The sequence below is a fragment of the Streptomyces sp. NPDC058045 genome, assembly GCF_042885635.1.
Classification (GTDB): domain Bacteria; phylum Actinomycetota; class Actinomycetes; order Streptomycetales; family Streptomycetaceae; genus Streptomyces.
On the sequence record NZ_JBHVRR010000044.1, the window covers coordinates 1 to 17,131 of the forward strand.

Genomic DNA, 17,131 nt, shown 5'->3' on the forward strand with positions numbered 1-17,131 from the left:
CACGCACTCTCGCCGCACCGGCCAAACGCCCAAGTACGTCCAGTACGAGGGCGCTTGGCCGGCGCACCGAGAGCACGCACCAGACCCCGCTCCTTCCTCCACGGAGATCCAAACGACACGGCCTAGGCCGACGCGGCCTGTGGGGTGGGAGCGGTTGCGGTCGTCACGTATTCTGGTCGCGAAATTGGACTAGACCTGTTGGGTTCGTTCGCCGGCAGGCCGCTGACGACGAAGAGGCCCCATGAGCAAGCGCGCAGTCCTGGAGGTGATCGCCCTCGACGCCGATGACGCGCGTGCCGCCCAGGAGGGCGGCGCGGACCGTCTTGAGCTGGTCACCGACATGGCCGCGGACGGGCTCACCCCACCCGGCGACACCTTCGCCGCGATCCGGGCCGCGGTGGATCTGCCGCTGCGGGTGATGCTGCGCCTCGCCGACGGTTTCGGCACCGGCGGCGAACAGGGCGTGGCGGCGCTGGTCCGCTCGGCCCGGGAGCTGCGGGCCCGGGGCGCGGAGGAGTTCGTCCTGGGGTTTCTGACCGCGGGCGGCGAGGCGGACCTGGCGGCGTTGCAGGCGCTGATCGCCGAACTGGACGGCTGCCACTGGACGTTCCACCGGGCCATCGACCGCGCCGCCGACCGGGACGCGCTACGCAGGCAGCTCGACGGGCTGCCCGGCCTGGACACCTTCCTCACCGCGGGCTCCCCGGCCGGGGTGGGCGAGGGGCTGGGGACGCTGTACGCGGAGGCCGGTCTCACCGGGGCGCCGGGCTACCGGCCGCAGATCATGGTGGGCGGCGGGCTGCGGCTGGAGCATGTGGCGCCGCTGGGCGCGGCCGGGGTCCGCGCCTTCCACATCGGCGGGGCCGCCCGCCCCGGCGGCTGGCAGGGCCCCGTCCGCGCGGACGCGGTCCGCACCTGGCGTGCCGCGGTCGACGGGGCCTGCCCGGGAGCCTGAGCAGCACACCCGGGCGCCAACTCCCCGGCGCCTCAGCCCAGTTCCGCCGGGAGCGGAGCCGTGTGCAGCACCGTGAGACCGGAGACGGCGCGGGTCAGGGCGACATAGAGGCGCCGCAGCCCGGTGCGCTGGTCCGGCTCGCCGTCGACCACCGCGCTCGGCTCGTCCAGCACCACGTAGTCGTACTCCAGGCCCTTGGCGAGGGAGGCGGGGACGAGGGTGAGGCGGGTGGTGCGGGTGGTCTCCTCGCCCGGCCCGAGGTGGCTGAGGCCGGCCGCCGCGAGTGCCTCGGCGAGGGCGGGGATCCGGGCGTCGGCGGCGATCAGCCCGATGGACCCCTCACGTTCCAGCCAGGCGTGGCAGGCGTCGACCACCGCCGCGTCCCGCCCCTCCGCGTCCACCGACCGCACCGTGAGTGAGCCGGGCGACTCGCGGACCGAGGCCACCTCCGCCAGCCCCGGCGCGATCGCGGGCAGCAGCCGGGAGGCGTAGGCGATGACCTCGCGCGGTACGCGGAAGCCCGCCGTCAGCTCCTCCACCAGGGCGTCGTCCTTGCCCAGATGGTGCAGCGCCTCGGCCCAACTCCGCGTCGCCCAGGGGGTGGTGCCCTGTGCCAGATCGCCGAGGACGGTGGCGGAGCCGGTGGTGCAGCGGCGGCCGACAGCCCGGTACTGCATCGGTGAGAGGTCCTGCGCCTCGTCCAGGACGACATGGCCGAGGGAGTGGGTGCGGGCCACCAGGTCCTGCGCCTCGTCGATGAGGACGGCGTCCGCCCGGGACCAGTGGGCCGACTTCACACCGCGCGGCGGCTTCGCCCACAGCAGCGCCTTCTGCTCGTCCGCGTCCAGCAGCCCCGCCGCGTGCTCGGCGAGGAACGCGGCGTCGGACAGCAGCCGCAGCACCAGCCGGGCCGGATCGACCGGCGGCCAGAGGGACTTGACGGCCGCCTTCACCGCCGCGTTCCGCGCCACCGCGTCCTGCACCCGGTCGTCGGGCGCCTCCCCGGCGCGTTCCATCCGCACCAGTACGGCGTGCGCGATGCGCTGCGGGAGGGCTTCGCGAGCGGCGCCGTAGCGGATGTCACGCTCCAGCAGCTCGCCGATGATCTCCTCGATCTCGTGGGCCGGGACGCGCCAGCGGCGGGAGCCGCGGACCACCACCACCGGCTCGGTGGGCATGACCACATGGGAGCGCAGGGCGCGCCGCAGTACCCGCGCCATCCGGGCGTCGCCCTTGACCAGGGCGGTGGCCGCCTCGTCGGTGCCGCGGACCTCGACCTGTGCCACCAGCTCGTCCACGGTGGCCTGCCGCACCTCCAACTCGCCCAGCGCGGGCAGCACTTGCTCGATGTAGTGCAGGAAGGAGGCGTTCGGCCCGATGACCAGGGTGCCGGTGCGGGCGAGCCGTTCCCGGTGGGCGTAGAGGAGGTAGGCGACACGGTGCAGGCCGACGGCGGTCTTGCCGGTGCCGGGGCCGCCCTGGACGCAGACGGTGCCGCCGAGTCCGGAGCGGACGATCTCGTCCTGCTCGGGCTGGATGGTGGCGACGATGTCCCGCATGGGGCCGACGCGGGGCCGTTCGATCTCCTGCTGGAGCAGCCTGCTGGCCCGGGCGGCCTCGGCCGGGTCCGTCAGATGCTCGTCCTCGTAGGCGGTGAGGTCACCCGCGGTGTACCCGAAGCGGCGGCGCAGTACGACGTCCATCGGGTCCTTCTTGGAGGCCCGGTAGAACGGCTGGGAGACGGGCGCACGCCAGTCGATCACCATCGGGTCGCCCTCGGCATCGTGCACATGCCGCCGCCCGATGTAGAAGTGTTCCCCGTCGGCGCCCTCGGCCCGTGCCGCCCCGGGGGCGTGCAGGTAGTCGAGGCGGCCGAAGAAGAGCGGGGTGTGGGCGAGGTCGGCGAGGGCCTTGATGCGGTCGTCGATCTGGCTCTGGAGGACGGCCGCGTTGACCCAGTTCGCCGTGACATCGCGGATGTCAAGGTTCCGCACGTCCTCCCGCATGGCGCGCAGGGCGTCCCGGGAGGCGGCGAGATGGGCGCGTTCCCTGGCCAGCGGCCCGTCCTGGGTGGCGGCGGGCGGTGTTGCGGACGTGCTGGACACGGGGACTGCCTCCGGAGCATCGGTACGGGTACGGCGACGCACGGCGCCCCGGGCGCACCAGGTCGTGTCCTGGGAGGCGGCCGGGTCCGGGCGTGACGGGATGCCGGCCGGTTTCCGTCCGGTCGGTGGCGCTCCGCGGGGACGCCCGGGAGGCGGGCAGGGCGGACATGCTAGGTGCTTTTCCCCGCGGGAGCCAACGGGTTTTCCGGCGCCCCCGCCCCGCACACCGGACCCCGGCCACTCCCGTCCAACTCCCGCCCTCGCGAAGGACATTCGGTTCCAGAACCCGACAGTCCATGACCGGATCGCGCATTCACGCTCTGAACGGCAGGTCCCAGGAACATCTCGTTCGACTGGCACTCCTTGACGCCAAAGGGGCCTACGGGTTGACATGGAGCCAACTCGGCACGTCAGCGGCCGAACCAGGGGATTCGGGAAGCAGGGGGCTCGGGAGGGCCGGCCGGCCCGGGCATCAGGACATCAGGAGGAGTGGCCGGTGAGGACTCTTGTGCGCGGCGCCGTCGCCGTCACCGCGTGCGCGCTGAGCTGCGCGCTCGCCGGCTGCGGGGCGCTGGGCGGGACCGACTCCGGCGAGTCCGCGCCGCACAAGGGCGACGACGTCACGATCGGCCTGCTGCTGCCGGAACGGGACGCCGCCCGCTACGAGAAGTACGACCGCCCCGACATCGAGAAGCAGGTCAGAAAGCTGACCAAGGGCAAGGGCACCGTCCTCTACGCCAACGCCGGGCAGGACGCGGCCCGTCAGCGCCACCAGTTCGAGGCGATGATCGCCAAGAAGGCGGATGTGGTCCTGGTCGACGCGGTGGACGCCAAGGCCATCGCCCCCGCGGTGCGGAAGGCGAAGGACGCCGGTGTCCGGGTACTGGCCTACGACCGGCTCGCCGAGGGACCGGTGGACGGCTATGTGACCTTCGACAGCGAGCTCGTCGGAGAGGTCCAGGGGCGGGCCCTGCGCGAGGCACTCGGCCCGAACGCCAAGTCGTCGAAGGTCGTCATGCTGAACGGCGCCCGGACCGACCCCAACGCCGCCCTCTTCAAGGAAGGCGCCCTCGCCGAACTCGGGGACCACGTCGACATCGTGAAGTCGTACGACGTGGAGGACTGGAAGCCGGAGAACGCGCGGGCGCGTATGAAGAGCGCGATCAACTCGATCGGCGCGGACCGGATCGCCGGGGTGTACGCCGCCAACGACGCCATGGCGGGCGCCGCGATCGCCGCGCTCAAGGAGGCCGGCCGCACCCAACTGCCCCCGGTCACCGGCCAGGACGCGGAACTGCCCGCGGTACGCCGCATCGTCGCCGGCGAGCAGTACATGAGCGTCTACAAGCCGTACCGGGAAGAGGCGGCCGGGGCGGCGCAGATGGCCGTGCTGCTGGCCCAGGGCCGCATGATCGAGTTCGACGGGATGGCGCAGGACCGGTCCGCCAACGCCTCCGAGAAGAAGATCCCCACCCTGCTGGTGCAGGTACGGCCGCTGACCCGGAAGACGATCGCGTCGACGGTGATCGAGGACGGCCTCTACAAGACCGACGAGATCTGCGTCCCCGCCTATCTCACGGCCTGCTATTCCATCGGCCTCAAGCACTGAGACGGCCGGAGCGTCACCGATTTCCCGGTGTCGAGCCAGGTCCAACCAGGCGCCACGCTGCGGTCATAGCAGGCCGCTATGTTCCGATAGAAGACTTTGCTTTGACGGTCACTTGGGTCAGCGGACACCCTTGACTGGTTACCCTTTTTTGGATCTGCTTTTCCGTTCTGCGAAAAAGTTGGAGGTGCGTCCGTATGTATTCAGTGACCAACCCGGCCACCGGGGAACTGATCGAGGAAATCCCGAACGCGACCGACGAGGAGGTCCTCGCCGCGATCGACCGCGTCGACAAGGGCTACACCTCTTGGCGCCGCCGACCCGTCGCCGAACGTGCCGCCATCGCACTGCGGGCGGCGGAGCTGTTCGCCGAACGCTCCGACGAACTCGCCGAGATCATGGCCCTGGAGATGGGCAAGCGGATCAACGAGGGCCGCGGCGAGATCGGCATCGTCCGCGACATCTTCGAGTACTACGGCTCCAAGGGCCCCGAGTTGCTGGCGGACGAGCCGCTGACGCTGAAGACCGGCGAGGCCGCCATAGCCAAGGAGCCGATCGGCGCGCTGCTCGGCATCATGCCGTGGAACTTCCCCTGCTACCAGGTCGCCCGGTTCGTCGCGCCCAACCTGGTGCTCGGCAACACGATCCTCCTCAAGCACGCTTCCATCTGCCCCCGTTCGGCCCTCGCCATCGAGCGGATCCTCCACGAGGCCGGGGTGCCCGAGGACGCTTACGTGAACATCTTCGCGTCCAGCAGGCAGGTCCCGTCGATGCTCGCGGACGACCGCGTCAAGGGGGTCTCGCTCACCGGCAGCGAGGCGGCCGGCATCTCCGTCGCCGCGGAAGCGGGCCGCAACCTCAAGCGCGCCGTCCTCGAACTCGGCGGCTCCGACCCGCTGATCGTGCTGGACACCGACGACATGGAAGCGACCGTCAAGGCCACCGCCACAGCCCGGATGCGCAACTGCGGCCAGTCCTGCAACGCGCCGAAGCGGATGATCGTGCTGGCCGAAATCTACGACGAGTTCGTCGACGGCATCACCAAGCGCGTCGCGGACTTCTACCAGCCCGGCGACCCGACGGACCCGGCGACCAAGCTGCCCCCGCTCGCCTCCCTGTCCGCCGCCGACGAGGTGGCCGCCCAGATCCGGACCGCCGTCGACCAGGGCGCGACCCTGCGCACCGGCGGCAAGCGCATCGGCCCCGGCGCCTACCTGGAGGCCACCGTCCTCACCGATGTGACGCCCGGGATGAACGCCTACCACGAGGAGATCTTCGGCCCGGTGGTGCTGGTGTTCCGCGCCGAGACCGAGGAGGAGGCGATCGCCATCGCCAACGACTCCCCGTTCGGCCTGGGCTCCGCCGTCTTCGGCACCGACCCCGAGCGCAACCGCCGGGTCGCCGACCAGATCGACGCGGGCATGGTCTACCTGAACAAGGCCGGCGGCTCCACGGCGGACCTGCCCTTCGGCGGCATCAAGCGCTCCGGCCTCGGCCGCGAACTCGGCGCCCTCGGCATCGAGGAGTTCATGAACAAGAAGTCGATCCGGCTGTAGGCGGGAATCCGGCTGGGAGTCCGACGGCAGGTCCTCCCGTGACCGCACCCGGCTGGGATCCGGCCGGGTGCGGCGGCCGTTCGTCAGCCGGGCGGGTCCGCACCAGGCGACGCAGCGCATCCACTACCGGGCGATATGCGGGTTTCCTACATCTCTGGCCCGATGTGGTTGTTCTACCCGCGTTCCATCCTGGAGGTATGAACGCTTCGCCTCCTCCCCCGGCCACCGGTCCCTTCGCGGACCGGTCCGGCCCCGGGCGGGTGCGCGGCGCGACGGCGGCCACCCGCAGCGAGCACCGCCACACCGCCGGCGACGTACTGCGCGCACTGCGCGTCTACGCCGCCGCGGCCTTCGGCGTGGCGATCCTCGGCGAGTACGGCGAGCAGGCCGGCGCCCGTCACGCCTGACCCACCCGGCACACGGCTTACCTCACATCCGGCTCCCCGTCAGCGGGTTGCCCGGATTGTCGCCCTCCGCTTCCGGCGAGTTGATAATGGTCGGCATGGTTGACCGTTCCACCACTTCCCCCCAACCCGAACCCCACCCCGCCACCGAGGAGTTGCACCGCCGCTGGTGCGAGACCCTGATCCGGGCCCGGAGCGGTGCGACCGCCCCGCCACCCGGCCCGTACGCGGACCGGCTGCTGGCCCGGTGGGCGGAGCCGCAGCGGCACTACCACTCGACGGACCATCTGCTGAATGTGCTCGACCAGGTCGACAGCCTGGCCGCGCACGCCGAGCAGCCGGATCTGGTGCGGCTGGCCGCCTGGTTCCACGACGCGGTGTACCGCCCGAACCGCTCCGAGAACGAGGAGCGCAGCGCGGCCCTGGCCGAGCGGGCACTGCGGGAGGCGGGGCTCGGCGCCAGCGGGGTGCGGGAGGTGGTCCGCCTGGTGCAGCTCACCACGACCCATGATCCGCGCGGCGGCGACACCAACGGCGAGGTGCTGTGCGACGCCGACCTGTCGGTACTGGGCGGGGAACCGGCCCAGTACGCGGCGTATGTGGCGGCGGTGCGCGCGGAGTACTCCTTCGTACCGGACGCGGACTTCCGTACCGGGCGGGCCGCGGTGCTGCGCCAACTCCTCGATATGCCCGCGCTGTTCCGCACCCCCGGCGGGGCGGGCCGATGGGAGTCGCCGGCCCGCCGCAATATGCGCGCCGAACTGGCCGTCCTCACCCCCTGATCGGCACACCGCCACCGCCAACGGCCTTACCGGCGGCCCCTGTTCACCTCCCGTCGCGCTGTCCGTTCCGCCCGGTAATCACCGCGCGGGACGGCTGCCCCCCGGGCTAGGCTCGGGCCCATGTGTGCAATGGGTGGGGACCAGGTGGAGGAGGCCATGGCGGGCGCCGTGAGCGCGCTGCGGCCGGCGGTGGGGCGGGACTGGAGGGTGCGCGCGAGCGGCCTGGAGTGGGACTGCCTGCACACCGCGGCGCATCTGGCCGGCGGCCTCGCCCGATACGCGGGCCAGCTCGCCGCCCGCCGCACCGACCGCTATGTACCGTTCGAGGTGTCCTTCCGGGAGGACTCCGGCCCGGCGGACGTGCTGGACGTACTGGACACGATGGGCAGGCTGTTCGCCCTGACGCTGCGGGCCACCCCGCGGGGGACGCGCGCCGCGCACCCGTACCCCGCGGGCGGCTCGGACCCCGCGGGCTTCGCCGCGATGGGCGTCACCGAGATCGTGCTGCACACCCATGACCTCGCCACCGGCCTCGGCGTCCCGTACGAGCCGCCGGCCGCGCTCTGCGAGGCGGCCCTCACCCACCTCTTCCCCGAGGCCCGGCCCGGCCATCCGCCCTGGCCGACACTGCTCTGGGCGACGGGCCGCGGCGAGCTCCCGGACCGCCCGCGCACCGGGCACTGGCGGTGGCGCAACCCCCTGGTGATCCCCGGCGAGCGCATCGAGTTGCGGGAACTGACGGTCGCCGCGGCCACCGATCTCCACCTCGGCGGCGACGGCGGCTTCGACTGGGTGGCCGACGGCCCCTTCGAGGGCACCCGCGGCGCCAGCGGAATGCTGCGCCGCAAATACGAGGACGGGACGCTGCGCCCGGGCTGGGAGGTGTACGCCATCGTGCGCCGGGAGGACGGCCGGGCCCTGGGCGGCATCGGCTTCCACGGCGCCCCGGACGAGCAGGGCCGCGCGGAGGTCGGCTACGACCTGGCCCCCTCCGCCCGCAATCAGGGTTACGCCACGGAGGCCCTGAGCACCCTGGGCGCCTGGGCGTTCACCCAGCCCGGCCTGCGCATACTGCACGCGGTGATCGACCCGGCGAACACGGCCTCCCAGCAGGTGGTCACCCGAGCCGGTTTCCTCCCCCTCACGGACGGCCCCCACCCCACCCCCACCGAGGACGGCACCCCGATGCTGGTCTACGGCTTCATGGGCTGAGGGCACCGGGCACAACAGCCCCGTGCGTGGGGAGAGTTGGCCTGCGGCTGCCCCAACCACCCGGCGCTGTCCGCCCGTTCCCGGTCCGGCGGTCCAACTGCCTCAGACGGGGCGGCCCTTGGGGCGGCGCAGTCCCGCCTCCGTGAGCAGCCGGACCACCTCCCGGCTGCTGACCTCGACCGCCCCGGCCCGTACCGCGTCCGCGTACCGGTGCGAGGGCAGGTCGTAGTGGTCCCGTTCGAAAGCGCGGCCGGGTACGCCGAGGGCGGCGGCGAAGGTGTGCAGCTCGGCGAAGGAGGCGTCGCTGACCAGGTGCGACCAGAGGCGGCCGTGGCCCGGCCAGGTCGGCGGGTCGATATAGAGCGTCATCGGCGGCGGGCGCTCAGGGGGCGGCGGGGCCGTGCCCCGGCACTCGGGCGAGACCGCCGACCGCGGCCACCTTCACCCCCGCCTTGGCGCACACCCAGTGCGGGTCGGGGCCCAACTCGGGCTCCACGTCGAGCGCATGGGGGTCGCCGGAGCCGCAGACCGGGCAGAGCGGCCAGCGCCCGTACCGCTCCAGCAGCGCGTCCTGGACATCCTGGGCGACGAGCCCCGCCACATAGGGGGCGCCTTCCGGCCACTGCTCCACCCACCAGCGCCGCTGGGTCACCGAGTCCTCCACCATCGACACCACGTCCGCCTCGGCGACGGCACCGGCGACGAGATCGGCGATCACCAGGGCCCGCGCCGCGTGCAGCACCCGCTCCAGCGCGGGCGTCGCGGCGGAGCCGGAGGAGCCGGCGGGGGCGGTCCGGTCAGCGGGGCCGGTCCGGTCAGCGGGGTCGGTGGGGTCGGTGGGAGCCATGTCCTCCATTGTGCGCCACCCGCCGCGCGTTCCGCCGGGCCACCCTCCACCCCCACCAGAGGTCCCGACCACTTGGTGGCCGACCGTAACGAGAGCCGGAGCACCCCTTGACCGCGAATCCGCGCGAAAATATCTTTCATCATGTGACCCATGACGTGAAGGAAATTTTCGCAGGCAGCCCGGCGTCCGGGGCCTCCTCCCGGGCCTGGGAGGGTCCGCCGTCCGCGGCGCTCGCCGCCAAGGTGCGCACCCTGGGCCCGTCGATGACGCGGTCCATGCAGCGCGTCGCCGAGGCCGTCGCGGGTGATCCGGCGGGCTGCGCGGCCCTCACCGTCACCGGTCTCGCCGAGCTGACCGGCACCAGCGAGGCCACCGTGGTGCGCACCGCCCGCCTCCTCGGCTATCCCGGATACCGGGATCTGCGTCTCGCGCTGGCCGGTCTCGCCGCCCAGCAGCAGTCCGGCCGCGCCCCCGCCGTCACCGCGGACATAGCGGTGGACGACCCGATCGCCGATGTGGTGGCCAAGCTCGCCTACGACGAGCAGCAGACCCTCGCCGACACGGCCGCCGCCCTGGACACGGTGCAGCTCGGCGCCGCCGTCGCCAGTCTCGCCGCGGCCCGCCGTACCGACATCTACGGCATCGGCGCCTCCTCCCTGGTCGGGCAGGACCTGGCGCAGAAGCTGCTGCGGATCGGCCTGATCGCGCACGCGCACGGCGACCCGCATCTGGCGGTGACCAACGCGGTGCAGTTGCGCACCAAGGACGTGGCGATCGCCATCACCCACTCCGGGTCCACCGTCGATGTGATCGAGCCGCTGCGGGTGGCCTTCGAGCGGGGCGCCACCACCATCGCCATCACCGGCCGCCCGGACGGCCCGGTCAGTCAGTACGCGGACCATGTGCTGACCACCTCCACCGCCCGCGAGAGCGAGCTGCGCCCCGCCGCGATGTCCTCCCGCACCAGCCAACTCCTCGTCGTGGACTGCCTGTTCGTCGGCGTGGCACAGCGCACCTACGAGACGGCCGCCCCCGCGCTCTCCGCCACCTACGAGGCCCTGGCGCACCGGCACGCCCCCCGCACTCCCGGCGTCCGCTGACCCGGGCCCCTCCCCCCACACCCCCGCCGAACCCCACGGTATGCACCGGAAAGAGCCACACCAGATGACCTCCACCACCGACGCCTCCGGGCACTCCGGAAACCCCGGTACCCCCGACGCCGCCGGAACCTCCGGACCCGCCGACACTTCCGGTCACCCCGGGGACGGCGGCGAGTACCGCGAGCTGCGAGCCGAGCTGGAGACCCTCACCACCGAGGCGTTCCGCCCCGAACTGGCCGAGATCGACCGGCTGTCCACCGCCGAGATCGCCCGCATCATGAACGGCGAGGACGCCACCGTGCCCGCCGCCGTGGCCGAACAACTGCCCCGGATCGCCGCCGCCATCGACGGCACCGCGGAACGGATGGCCCGCGGCGGCCGCCTGATCTACGCGGGCGCCGGCACCGCGGGCCGCCTCGGCGTCCTCGACGCCAGCGAGTGCCCGCCCACCTTCAACACCGACCCGGCCGAGGTGGTCGGCCTGATCGCGGGCGGCCCCGGCGCGATGGTCACCTCGGTCGAGGGCGCCGAGGACTCCAGGGACCTGGCCGCGGCCGACCTGGACGCGCTACGGCTCACCGAACGGGACGTGGTCGTCGGCATCTCCGCCTCCGGCCGCACCCCGTACGCGATCGGCGCGGTGCAGCACGCCCGGGGGCTCGGCGCGCTCACCGTCGGCCTGTCCTGCAACGCGGACAGCGCGCTGGCCGCCGCCGCGGAACACGGCATCGAGGTCGTCGTCGGCCCCGAACTCCTCACCGGCTCCACCCGGTTGAAGGCGGGCACCGCGCAGAAGCTGGTGCTGAACATGCTGTCCACCATCACCATGATCCGCCTCGGCAAGACCTACGGAAACCTGATGGTGGACGTCCGCGCCTCCAACGAGAAGCTGCGCGCCCGCTCCCGCCGCATCGTCGCCCTCGCCACCAGCGCCTCCGACGAGACCATCGAGACGGCACTCACCGCGGCCGACGGCGAGGTCAAAACCGCCATCCTGATGATCCTCGCCGACGTGGACGCCCCCACCGCGACCACCCTCCTCACCGGCACGGGGGGCCACCTCCGCCGGGCCCTCGACGGGTAGTCGCGGCCCCACCGGCGGCGGGACGTCAGGTGGGAGCGGGGTTTCCGGTGCGTTCGATCACCGCTCGCAGGGCCTCGACATGCGCGGTGAACGCCTCGCGGCCCTGGGGGGTGAGCGAGAGCCAGGTCCGCGGGCGCTTGCCGACGTACCCCTTGGTGACCTTGACGTAGCCGGCCTTCTCCAGCGTGGCGGCCTGTTTGGACAGCACCGAGTCGCTCACCTCGACGGCGTCGCGGACGTAGCCGAACTCCGCCTTCTCGGCTGCCGCCAGCGTCGCCACGATGGAGAACCGGACCGGGGAGTGGATCACCTCGTCCAGCGCGTGCCGGGGATGGTTCATGCCCGCACCCGCCTGGCCGTGACCCAGGCCGCCCCGAATCCGGGCAGCGCCACCAGGACCGCGCCCGGCAGCCACCAGACCAGCTCGCCGCGGAAGAACGCGACACCGAAGCCGAGCACGATCCCGTACAGCACGGCCCAGACGCCGATCATCACGCCGTGCGTCGCGGCCATCCCGCGGTGCGCGACCGGCTGCCGTGCCGCGTACACGCTCAGCACCAGGATCGCCGACATCCAGAGGCCCATGCTGAGCCCGACGCCCAGCGGCCCTCTCAGCAGCCCGAGGGTCAGCACCATGGCGAACGAGACCGTCCCGTACGCCAGTTGATAGCGGACCACCCAGTGCGAGCGCCGGTCCACCGATGTCTTGAGCTGTTGCGCCTGCGCGAGCGCGGCGGCCGGATCCATCTCGTTCATCGCCATACCCACACCATGGCAAGTACTTTCCGAGTTGGCAAGTACTTTCTTCAAAAGGGCCGGCCTCTTGGTGCCCCGGGCGGCAGCCGGAAACGCCCGAGGGCGGCACCCCTCCGTGAGGAAGGGGTGCCGCCCTCGGTTGCGCTCTGCGCGGGACCGGCCGATCCGTCGGGACGGATCAGAAGTCCATGTCACCGCCCGGCATACCGCCCGGGGCGCCCGCGGGGGCGGCCTTCTCCGGCTTGTCGGCGATGACGGCCTCGGTGGTGAGGAACAGCGCGGCGATGGAGGCGGCGTTCTGCAGCGCGGAACGGGTCACCTTCGCCGGGTCGATGATGCCCTCGGCCACCAGGTCCACGTACTCGCCGGTCGCGGCGTTGAGGCCGTGACCCGGGGTGAGGTTGCGGACCTTCTCCACCACGACGCCGCCCTCAAGGCCGGCGTTCACGGCGATCTGCTTCAGCGGGGCCTCCAGGGCGAGCTTCACGGCCTGCGCGCCGGTCGCCTCGTCACCCTCAAGCTCCAGCTTCTCGAAGACCGCGGAGGCCTGGAGCAGGGCCACGCCACCACCGGCGACGATGCCCTCCTCGACGGCCGCCTTGGCGTTGCGCACGGCGTCCTCGATGCGGTGCTTGCGCTCCTTGAGCTCCACCTCGGTGGCCGCACCGGCCTTGATGACGGCCACGCCGCCGGCCAGCTTCGCCAGGCGCTCCTGGAGCTTCTCGCGGTCGTAGTCCGAGTCCGAGTTCTCGATCTCGGCGCGGATCTGGTTGACGCGACCCTGGACCTGGTCGGCGGAGCCGGAGCCGTCCACGATGGTGGTCTCGTCCTTGGTGATGACGACCTTGCGGGCGCGGCCCAGCAGCTCCAGACCGGCGTTCTCCAGCTTGAGGCCGACCTCCTCGGAGATGACCTCGCCGCCGGTGAGGATGGCGATGTCGCCGAGCATGGCCTTGCGGCGGTCACCGAAGCCCGGGGCCTTGACGGCGACGGACTTGAAGGTGCCGCGGATCTTGTTGACGACCAGGGTCGACAGGGCCTCGCCCTCGACGTCCTCGGCGATGATCAGCAGCGGCTTACCCGACTGCATGACCTTCTCCAGCAGCGGCAGCAGGTCCTTGACGTTGCCGATCTTGGAGTTGGCGATCAGGATGTACGGGTCGTCGAGCGACGCCTCCATACGCTCCATGTCGGTGGCGAAGTACGCCGAGATGTAGCCCTTGTCGAAGCGCATACCCTCGGTGAGCTCCAGCTCCAGACCGAAGGTCTGGGACTCCTCGACGGTGATGACGCCTTCCTTGCCGACCTTGTCCATGGCCTCGGCGATCAGCTCGCCGATCTGGACGTCGGCGGCGGAGATGGAGGCGGTGGAAGCGATCTGCTCCTTGGTCTCCACGTCCTTGGCCTGCTCAAGCAGGGCGGCGGAGACGGACTCGACGGCCTTCTCGATGCCGCGCTTGAGGGCCATCGGGTTGGCACCCGCGGCGACGTTGCGCAGGCCCTCCTTGACGAGCGCCTGGGCGAGAACGGTGGCGGTGGTCGTACCGTCGCCGGCGACGTCGTCCGTCTTCTTGGCGACCTCCTTGACCAGCTCGGCGCCGATCTTCTCGTACGGGTCCTCCAGCTCGATCTCCTTGGCGATCGAGACGCCGTCGTTGGTGATCGTGGGGGCGCCCCACTTCTTCTCAAGGACGACGTTGCGGCCCTTGGGGCCCAGGGTCACCTTGACGGCGTCGGCGAGCTGGTTCATGCCGCGCTCAAGGCCGCGCCGTGCCTCCTCGTCGAACGCGATGATCTTGGCCATGTGAAGTGGTCCTCCCGGGACAGGTCCCCCCGTGCCCTGCCACGAGCATGGGGGCGATTGCTCCGGACCGCGCTGGCGCCCGCGACGGACGGCCTGCCTGCCTGCGTGGTTCCTTGCCCCACCCGGCCGACGGGCCTCACCGACCCGGTCCTTCTGTCACTCTCACCTTCAGAGTGCTAACGCCAATGATTAGCACTCGGCACCAGAGAGTGCAAGGAGACTTCGCGCAGCGAAGCCGTTGAGGGGCGGTGGCCGGGCGACGGGAGGGCGCAAGGAGACTTCGCGCAGCGAAGCCGTTGAGGGGTGGGCGCGGGGCCGTCCCCGGACACGTGAGAGGGTCCGCACCCCGGGCGGGGTGCGGACCCTCTGTGAAGATCGCTGTTCTTCAGTCGGCGCTTCAGCCGGCCACGCGGACCATGTCCGCCTGCGGTCCTTTCTGGCCCTGCGAGATCTCGAACTCGACCCGCTGGCCTTCCTCCAGGGTGCGGTAGCCGTCCATCTGAATCGCGCTGTAGTGGACGAATACATCCGCACCACCGTCGACCGCGATGAAGCCGTAGCCCTTCTCCGCGTTGAACCACTTGACGGTGCCCTGAGCCATGCCTAACTCCCCTATTACTGGCCCTTGCACAGGACCGCACTTCGCGGACCCGGGTCAGAACTCACCCCCCAGTGAATGGAGGTGTGCGCCGGAACGCCTCGACCGCGGCTGAATGTATCTGTCCAACTGCCGTCTGCAACAGGTCATCCGAACGAGAAATCTCGGAGCGCCAGAACGGAAGTATGAGGAGAATTCATGGAGTTCCGGGGCAAGTCGGGCCGGGCAAAGGCCGTGAAACGCCTAAAAGAACAGAGCAATTTGACTGCTTCTTACCGCAGTTCAGCCCGGCTCCGGCAGGCGTCCGTCGCGGCGGGCAAGGCGTGTTCCCCAACCTTACCGCGTTCAACCATGCAGAATTGCCCCCTCCGCTTGTAATAGAGCGGAGGGGGCAATTCGTGACCGCGGGGGACCATCCGGCCCCTGACAGATCAGCAGCCGCCGGCCACGGCCGGGATGATCGAGACGCCCGCGCCGTCCGGCGTCACCGTCTCCAGCCCCTGCTCGAAACGGACGTCGTCGTCATTCACATACACATTGACGAAACGGCGCAACTTGCCCTGGTCGTCCAGGACTCGGGCCGCGATCCCGGTGTGGTTCTTCTCCAGATCGGCGATCACCTCACTCAGCGTCGCCCCCTCCGCGACCACCTCGGACTGTCCGCCGGTGTAGGTACGAAGAATCGTGGGAATACGGACCTTCACGCTCATACATCTCACCTCAGAAATCTCGTGGGGGTGCCCCTTGATGGCTGCCCGTCAGGGCACCGTTCCGGGGCGCGGGGATGAATCCGAACCCGTCAGCCGGCCAGTCCCGCGGCGCGGAACGCCTCCAGGTTCGGCCGAATCGTCGCCGTCGGCCCGGTGGTCGGCGCCACCGCGTCCAGGGTCTTCAGGCCGTCGCCGGTGTTCAGGACGACCGTGGTGAGCGCCGGGTCGATGGCGCCCGCCTCGATCAGCTTCCTGGTCACACCGACCGTCACCCCGCCCGCGGTCTCGGCGAAGATGCCCTCGGTGCGGGCCAGTAGCTTGATCGCGTCCACGACCTGCTCGTCGTCGACGTCCTCCACCGTGCCGCCGGTGCGGCGCGCGATGTCGAGGACGTAGGGGCCGTCGGCCGGGTTGCCGATGGCGAGGGACTTGGCGATGGTGTCCGGCTTCTGCGGGCGGACCACGTCGTGACCGGCCTTGAAGGCGGTGGACACCGGGGAGCAGCCCTCGGCCTGCGCACCGAAGATCTTGTACGGCTTGTCCTCGACCAGGCCCAGCTTGATCAGCTCCTGAAGACCCTTGTCGATCTTGGTGAGTTGGGAGCCGGAGGCGATCGGGATGACGAGCTGGTCCGGCAGCTCCCAGCCGAGCTGCTCGCAGATCTCGTACGCCAGGGTCTTGGAGCCCTCGCCGTAGTAGGGCCGGAGGTTGACGTTGACGAAGCCCCAGCCCTCGCCGAGCGGGTCGCCGATCAGCTCCGAGCAGAAGCGGTTGACGTCGTCGTAGTTGCCCTCGATGCCGACGAGTTCGCCGCCGTAGACCGCGGCCATCACGACCTTGCCCTGCTCCAGGTCGTGCGGGATGAAGACGCAGGAGCGGAAGCCGGCGCGGGCCGCGGCGGCGCCGACGGCGCCCGCGAGATTGCCGGTGGAGGAGCAGGAGAGGGTGGTGAAGCCGAAGGCGCGGGCGGCCTCGATGGCCTGGGCGACGACGCGGTCCTTGAAGGAGTGCGTCGGGTTGCCGGAGTCGTCCTTGATGAACAGGCCGCCGGTGACGCCCAGTTCACGGGCGAGGTTGTCGGCCTTGACCAGCTTGGTCCAGCCCGGGTTCAGATTCGGCTTCTCGGCGACGTCGGCGGGGACGGGCAGCAGCGGAGCGTACCGCCAGAGGTTGTCCGGGCCCGACTCGATCTTCCGGCGCAGTGCCTCCGGGTCGCCCAGCGGGAGGTCGTAGGCGACCTCCAGAGGGCCGAAACAGCTCGCACAGGCGAAGTCGGGGCCCAGCGGGAACCTTTCGCCGCACTCCCGGCAGGAGAGTCCGGAGGCGGGACCGAGGTCCACGGAAGTCGCGTCGTCGGAACGGCTCACTGTCTGCACAGCCATGGTGGCGAGGCCCTCTCTCCTCATCTTCCCCGCGGCGCATCTCGCCACGAGACGGAATTGGCACCTGCCCTAGCCGGGGCCCCGCGGTGGACCGTGACGCGGTCGGAACGAGAACCGGCTGGAGGGTTGCCGGGGCTTCAACGGGCCGTATCCCTCTGCCCCTCTGGATGAGCGGTATGGCTCCGGGATCAGCGGGTGATCCGGTGCGTTTGGCACGGACCGACCCCGAC

General features: G+C 71.3%; 17 protein-coding genes and 1 riboswitch. Of the genes, 8 read left to right on the top strand and 9 right to left on the bottom strand.

Features of this window, described 5'->3' with window-relative positions; all coding sequences use genetic code 11:
* Positions 1-241 precede the first annotated feature (241 nt).
* Entirely contained in the window at positions 242-955 is a 714-nt protein-coding gene (locus ACFVST_RS22915; RefSeq protein WP_390155061.1) for a copper homeostasis protein CutC, read from the top strand.
* A gap of 32 nt (positions 956-987) precedes the next feature.
* Here ACFVST_RS22915 and ACFVST_RS22920 read toward each other — a convergent pair whose 3' ends face one another.
* On the bottom strand, positions 988-3,060 hold the full coding sequence (locus ACFVST_RS22920) for a HelD family protein (protein ID WP_390155064.1): 2,073 nt from the start codon (positions 3,058-3,060) through the stop codon (positions 988-990).
* Between the two features lie 496 nt (positions 3,061-3,556).
* On the opposite strand from ACFVST_RS22920, the gene ACFVST_RS22925 reads away from it, so the two are divergent.
* From ACFVST_RS22925 to ACFVST_RS22945, 5 genes are all read left to right on the top strand, one after another.
* The gene (locus tag ACFVST_RS22925) at positions 3,557-4,669 is read left to right on the top strand and encodes a sugar ABC transporter substrate-binding protein (RefSeq protein WP_390155067.1); all 1,113 of its coding nucleotides are present in this window, start codon (positions 3,557-3,559) and stop codon (positions 4,667-4,669) included.
* Positions 4,670-4,863: 194 nt separating this feature from the next.
* Entirely contained in the window at positions 4,864-6,222 is a 1,359-nt protein-coding gene (locus ACFVST_RS22930; RefSeq protein ID WP_390155070.1) for an NAD-dependent succinate-semialdehyde dehydrogenase, read from the top strand.
* 197 nt (positions 6,223-6,419) lie between these two features.
* A complete protein-coding gene (locus tag ACFVST_RS22935) occupies positions 6,420-6,629 on the top strand; it encodes a hypothetical protein (protein ID WP_390155073.1) in 210 nt (69 codons plus the stop codon).
* A 95-nt stretch (positions 6,630-6,724) separates the two neighbouring features.
* Entirely contained in the window at positions 6,725-7,408 is a 684-nt protein-coding gene (locus ACFVST_RS22940) for a hypothetical protein (RefSeq protein ID WP_390155075.1), read from the top strand.
* Positions 7,409-7,528: 120 nt separating this feature from the next.
* Complete coding sequence (locus tag ACFVST_RS22945) at positions 7,529-8,620, top strand: GNAT family N-acetyltransferase (RefSeq protein WP_390155078.1); 1,092 nt, start codon at positions 7,529-7,531, stop codon at positions 8,618-8,620.
* A gap of 102 nt (positions 8,621-8,722) precedes the next feature.
* On the opposite strand, the gene ACFVST_RS22950 is transcribed toward ACFVST_RS22945, so the two are convergent.
* Together ACFVST_RS22950 and ACFVST_RS22955 are read right to left on the bottom strand one after the other, a co-directional pair.
* Positions 8,723-8,989, bottom strand: coding sequence for a DUF4031 domain-containing protein (locus tag ACFVST_RS22950; protein ID WP_390155081.1), 267 nt, complete (start codon positions 8,987-8,989; stop codon positions 8,723-8,725).
* Between the two features lie 13 nt (positions 8,990-9,002).
* Entirely contained in the window at positions 9,003-9,467 is a 465-nt protein-coding gene (locus ACFVST_RS22955; protein ID WP_390155084.1) for a hypothetical protein, read from the bottom strand.
* Positions 9,468-9,610: 143 nt separating this feature from the next.
* Between ACFVST_RS22955 and ACFVST_RS22960 the strand changes: the two genes are divergently transcribed.
* Entirely contained in the window at positions 9,611-10,567 is a 957-nt protein-coding gene (locus ACFVST_RS22960; protein WP_390155087.1) for a MurR/RpiR family transcriptional regulator, read from the top strand.
* A 64-nt stretch (positions 10,568-10,631) separates the two neighbouring features.
* On the top strand, positions 10,632-11,651 hold the full coding sequence (gene murQ / locus ACFVST_RS22965; protein ID WP_390155090.1) for an N-acetylmuramic acid 6-phosphate etherase: 1,020 nt from the start codon (positions 10,632-10,634) through the stop codon (positions 11,649-11,651).
* Between the two features lie 25 nt (positions 11,652-11,676).
* Here the strand turns inward: murQ and ACFVST_RS22970 are convergent, their stop codons facing one another.
* The 6 genes from ACFVST_RS22970 to thrC all read right to left on the bottom strand — a co-directional run bounded on the left by ACFVST_RS22970 (position 11,677) and on the right by thrC (position 16,901).
* The gene (locus ACFVST_RS22970; RefSeq protein ID WP_390155093.1) at positions 11,677-11,991 is read right to left on the bottom strand and encodes a winged helix-turn-helix domain-containing protein; all 315 of its coding nucleotides are present in this window, start codon (positions 11,989-11,991) and stop codon (positions 11,677-11,679) included.
* Complete coding sequence (locus ACFVST_RS22975) at positions 11,988-12,413, bottom strand: hypothetical protein (RefSeq protein WP_390155096.1); 426 nt, start codon at positions 12,411-12,413, stop codon at positions 11,988-11,990. The genes ACFVST_RS22970 and ACFVST_RS22975 overlap by 4 nt, the downstream gene beginning before the upstream one ends.
* Positions 12,414-12,585: 172 nt before the next feature.
* Complete coding sequence (gene groL / locus ACFVST_RS22980) at positions 12,586-14,211, bottom strand: chaperonin GroEL (RefSeq protein WP_390155099.1); 1,626 nt, start codon at positions 14,209-14,211, stop codon at positions 12,586-12,588.
* 397 nt (positions 14,212-14,608) lie between these two features.
* A complete protein-coding gene (locus tag ACFVST_RS22985) occupies positions 14,609-14,812 on the bottom strand; it encodes a cold-shock protein (RefSeq protein WP_003986833.1) in 204 nt (67 codons plus the stop codon).
* A gap of 428 nt (positions 14,813-15,240) precedes the next feature.
* Complete coding sequence (locus ACFVST_RS22990; protein ID WP_390155102.1) at positions 15,241-15,519, bottom strand: ubiquitin-like small modifier protein 1; 279 nt, start codon at positions 15,517-15,519, stop codon at positions 15,241-15,243.
* A gap of 89 nt (positions 15,520-15,608) precedes the next feature.
* On the bottom strand, positions 15,609-16,901 hold the full coding sequence (gene thrC / locus ACFVST_RS22995; protein WP_390155105.1) for a threonine synthase: 1,293 nt from the start codon (positions 16,899-16,901) through the stop codon (positions 15,609-15,611).
* A 17-nt stretch (positions 16,902-16,918) separates the two neighbouring features.
* Positions 16,919-17,075, bottom strand: a riboswitch (SAM riboswitch).
* Positions 17,076-17,131: the final 56 nt, after the last annotated feature.

What these genes read in the sequence shown, in the direction of transcription:
- ACFVST_RS22945 (WP_390155078.1), top strand. Translation starts at nt 7,529, where the DNA reads ATGTGTGCAATGGGTGGGGACCAGGTGGAGGAGGCCATGGCGGGCGCC.
- ACFVST_RS22985 (WP_003986833.1), bottom strand. Translation starts at nt 14,812, where the DNA reads ATGGCTCAGGGCACCGTCAAGTGGTTCAACGCGGAGAAGGGCTACGGC.
- ACFVST_RS22990 (WP_390155102.1), bottom strand. Translation starts at nt 15,519, where the DNA reads ATGAGCGTGAAGGTCCGTATTCCCACGATTCTTCGTACCTACACCGGC.
- ACFVST_RS22915 (WP_390155061.1), top strand. Translation starts at nt 242, where the DNA reads ATGAGCAAGCGCGCAGTCCTGGAGGTGATCGCCCTCGACGCCGATGAC.
- ACFVST_RS22950 (WP_390155081.1), bottom strand. Translation starts at nt 8,989, where the DNA reads ATGACGCTCTATATCGACCCGCCGACCTGGCCGGGCCACGGCCGCCTC.
- ACFVST_RS22970 (WP_390155093.1), bottom strand. Translation starts at nt 11,991, where the DNA reads ATGAACCATCCCCGGCACGCGCTGGACGAGGTGATCCACTCCCCGGTC.
- murQ (WP_390155090.1), top strand. Translation starts at nt 10,632, where the DNA reads ATGACCTCCACCACCGACGCCTCCGGGCACTCCGGAAACCCCGGTACC.
- ACFVST_RS22975 (WP_390155096.1), bottom strand. Translation starts at nt 12,413, where the DNA reads ATGGCGATGAACGAGATGGATCCGGCCGCCGCGCTCGCGCAGGCGCAA.
- ACFVST_RS22955 (WP_390155084.1), bottom strand. Translation starts at nt 9,467, where the DNA reads ATGGCTCCCACCGACCCCACCGACCCCGCTGACCGGACCGGCCCCGCT.
- ACFVST_RS22930 (WP_390155070.1), top strand. Translation starts at nt 4,864, where the DNA reads ATGTATTCAGTGACCAACCCGGCCACCGGGGAACTGATCGAGGAAATC.
- thrC (WP_390155105.1), bottom strand. Translation starts at nt 16,901, where the DNA reads ATGGCTGTGCAGACAGTGAGCCGTTCCGACGACGCGACTTCCGTGGAC.
- groL (WP_390155099.1), bottom strand. Translation starts at nt 14,211, where the DNA reads ATGGCCAAGATCATCGCGTTCGACGAGGAGGCACGGCGCGGCCTTGAG.
- ACFVST_RS22940 (WP_390155075.1), top strand. Translation starts at nt 6,725, where the DNA reads ATGGTTGACCGTTCCACCACTTCCCCCCAACCCGAACCCCACCCCGCC.
- ACFVST_RS22935 (WP_390155073.1), top strand. Translation starts at nt 6,420, where the DNA reads ATGAACGCTTCGCCTCCTCCCCCGGCCACCGGTCCCTTCGCGGACCGG.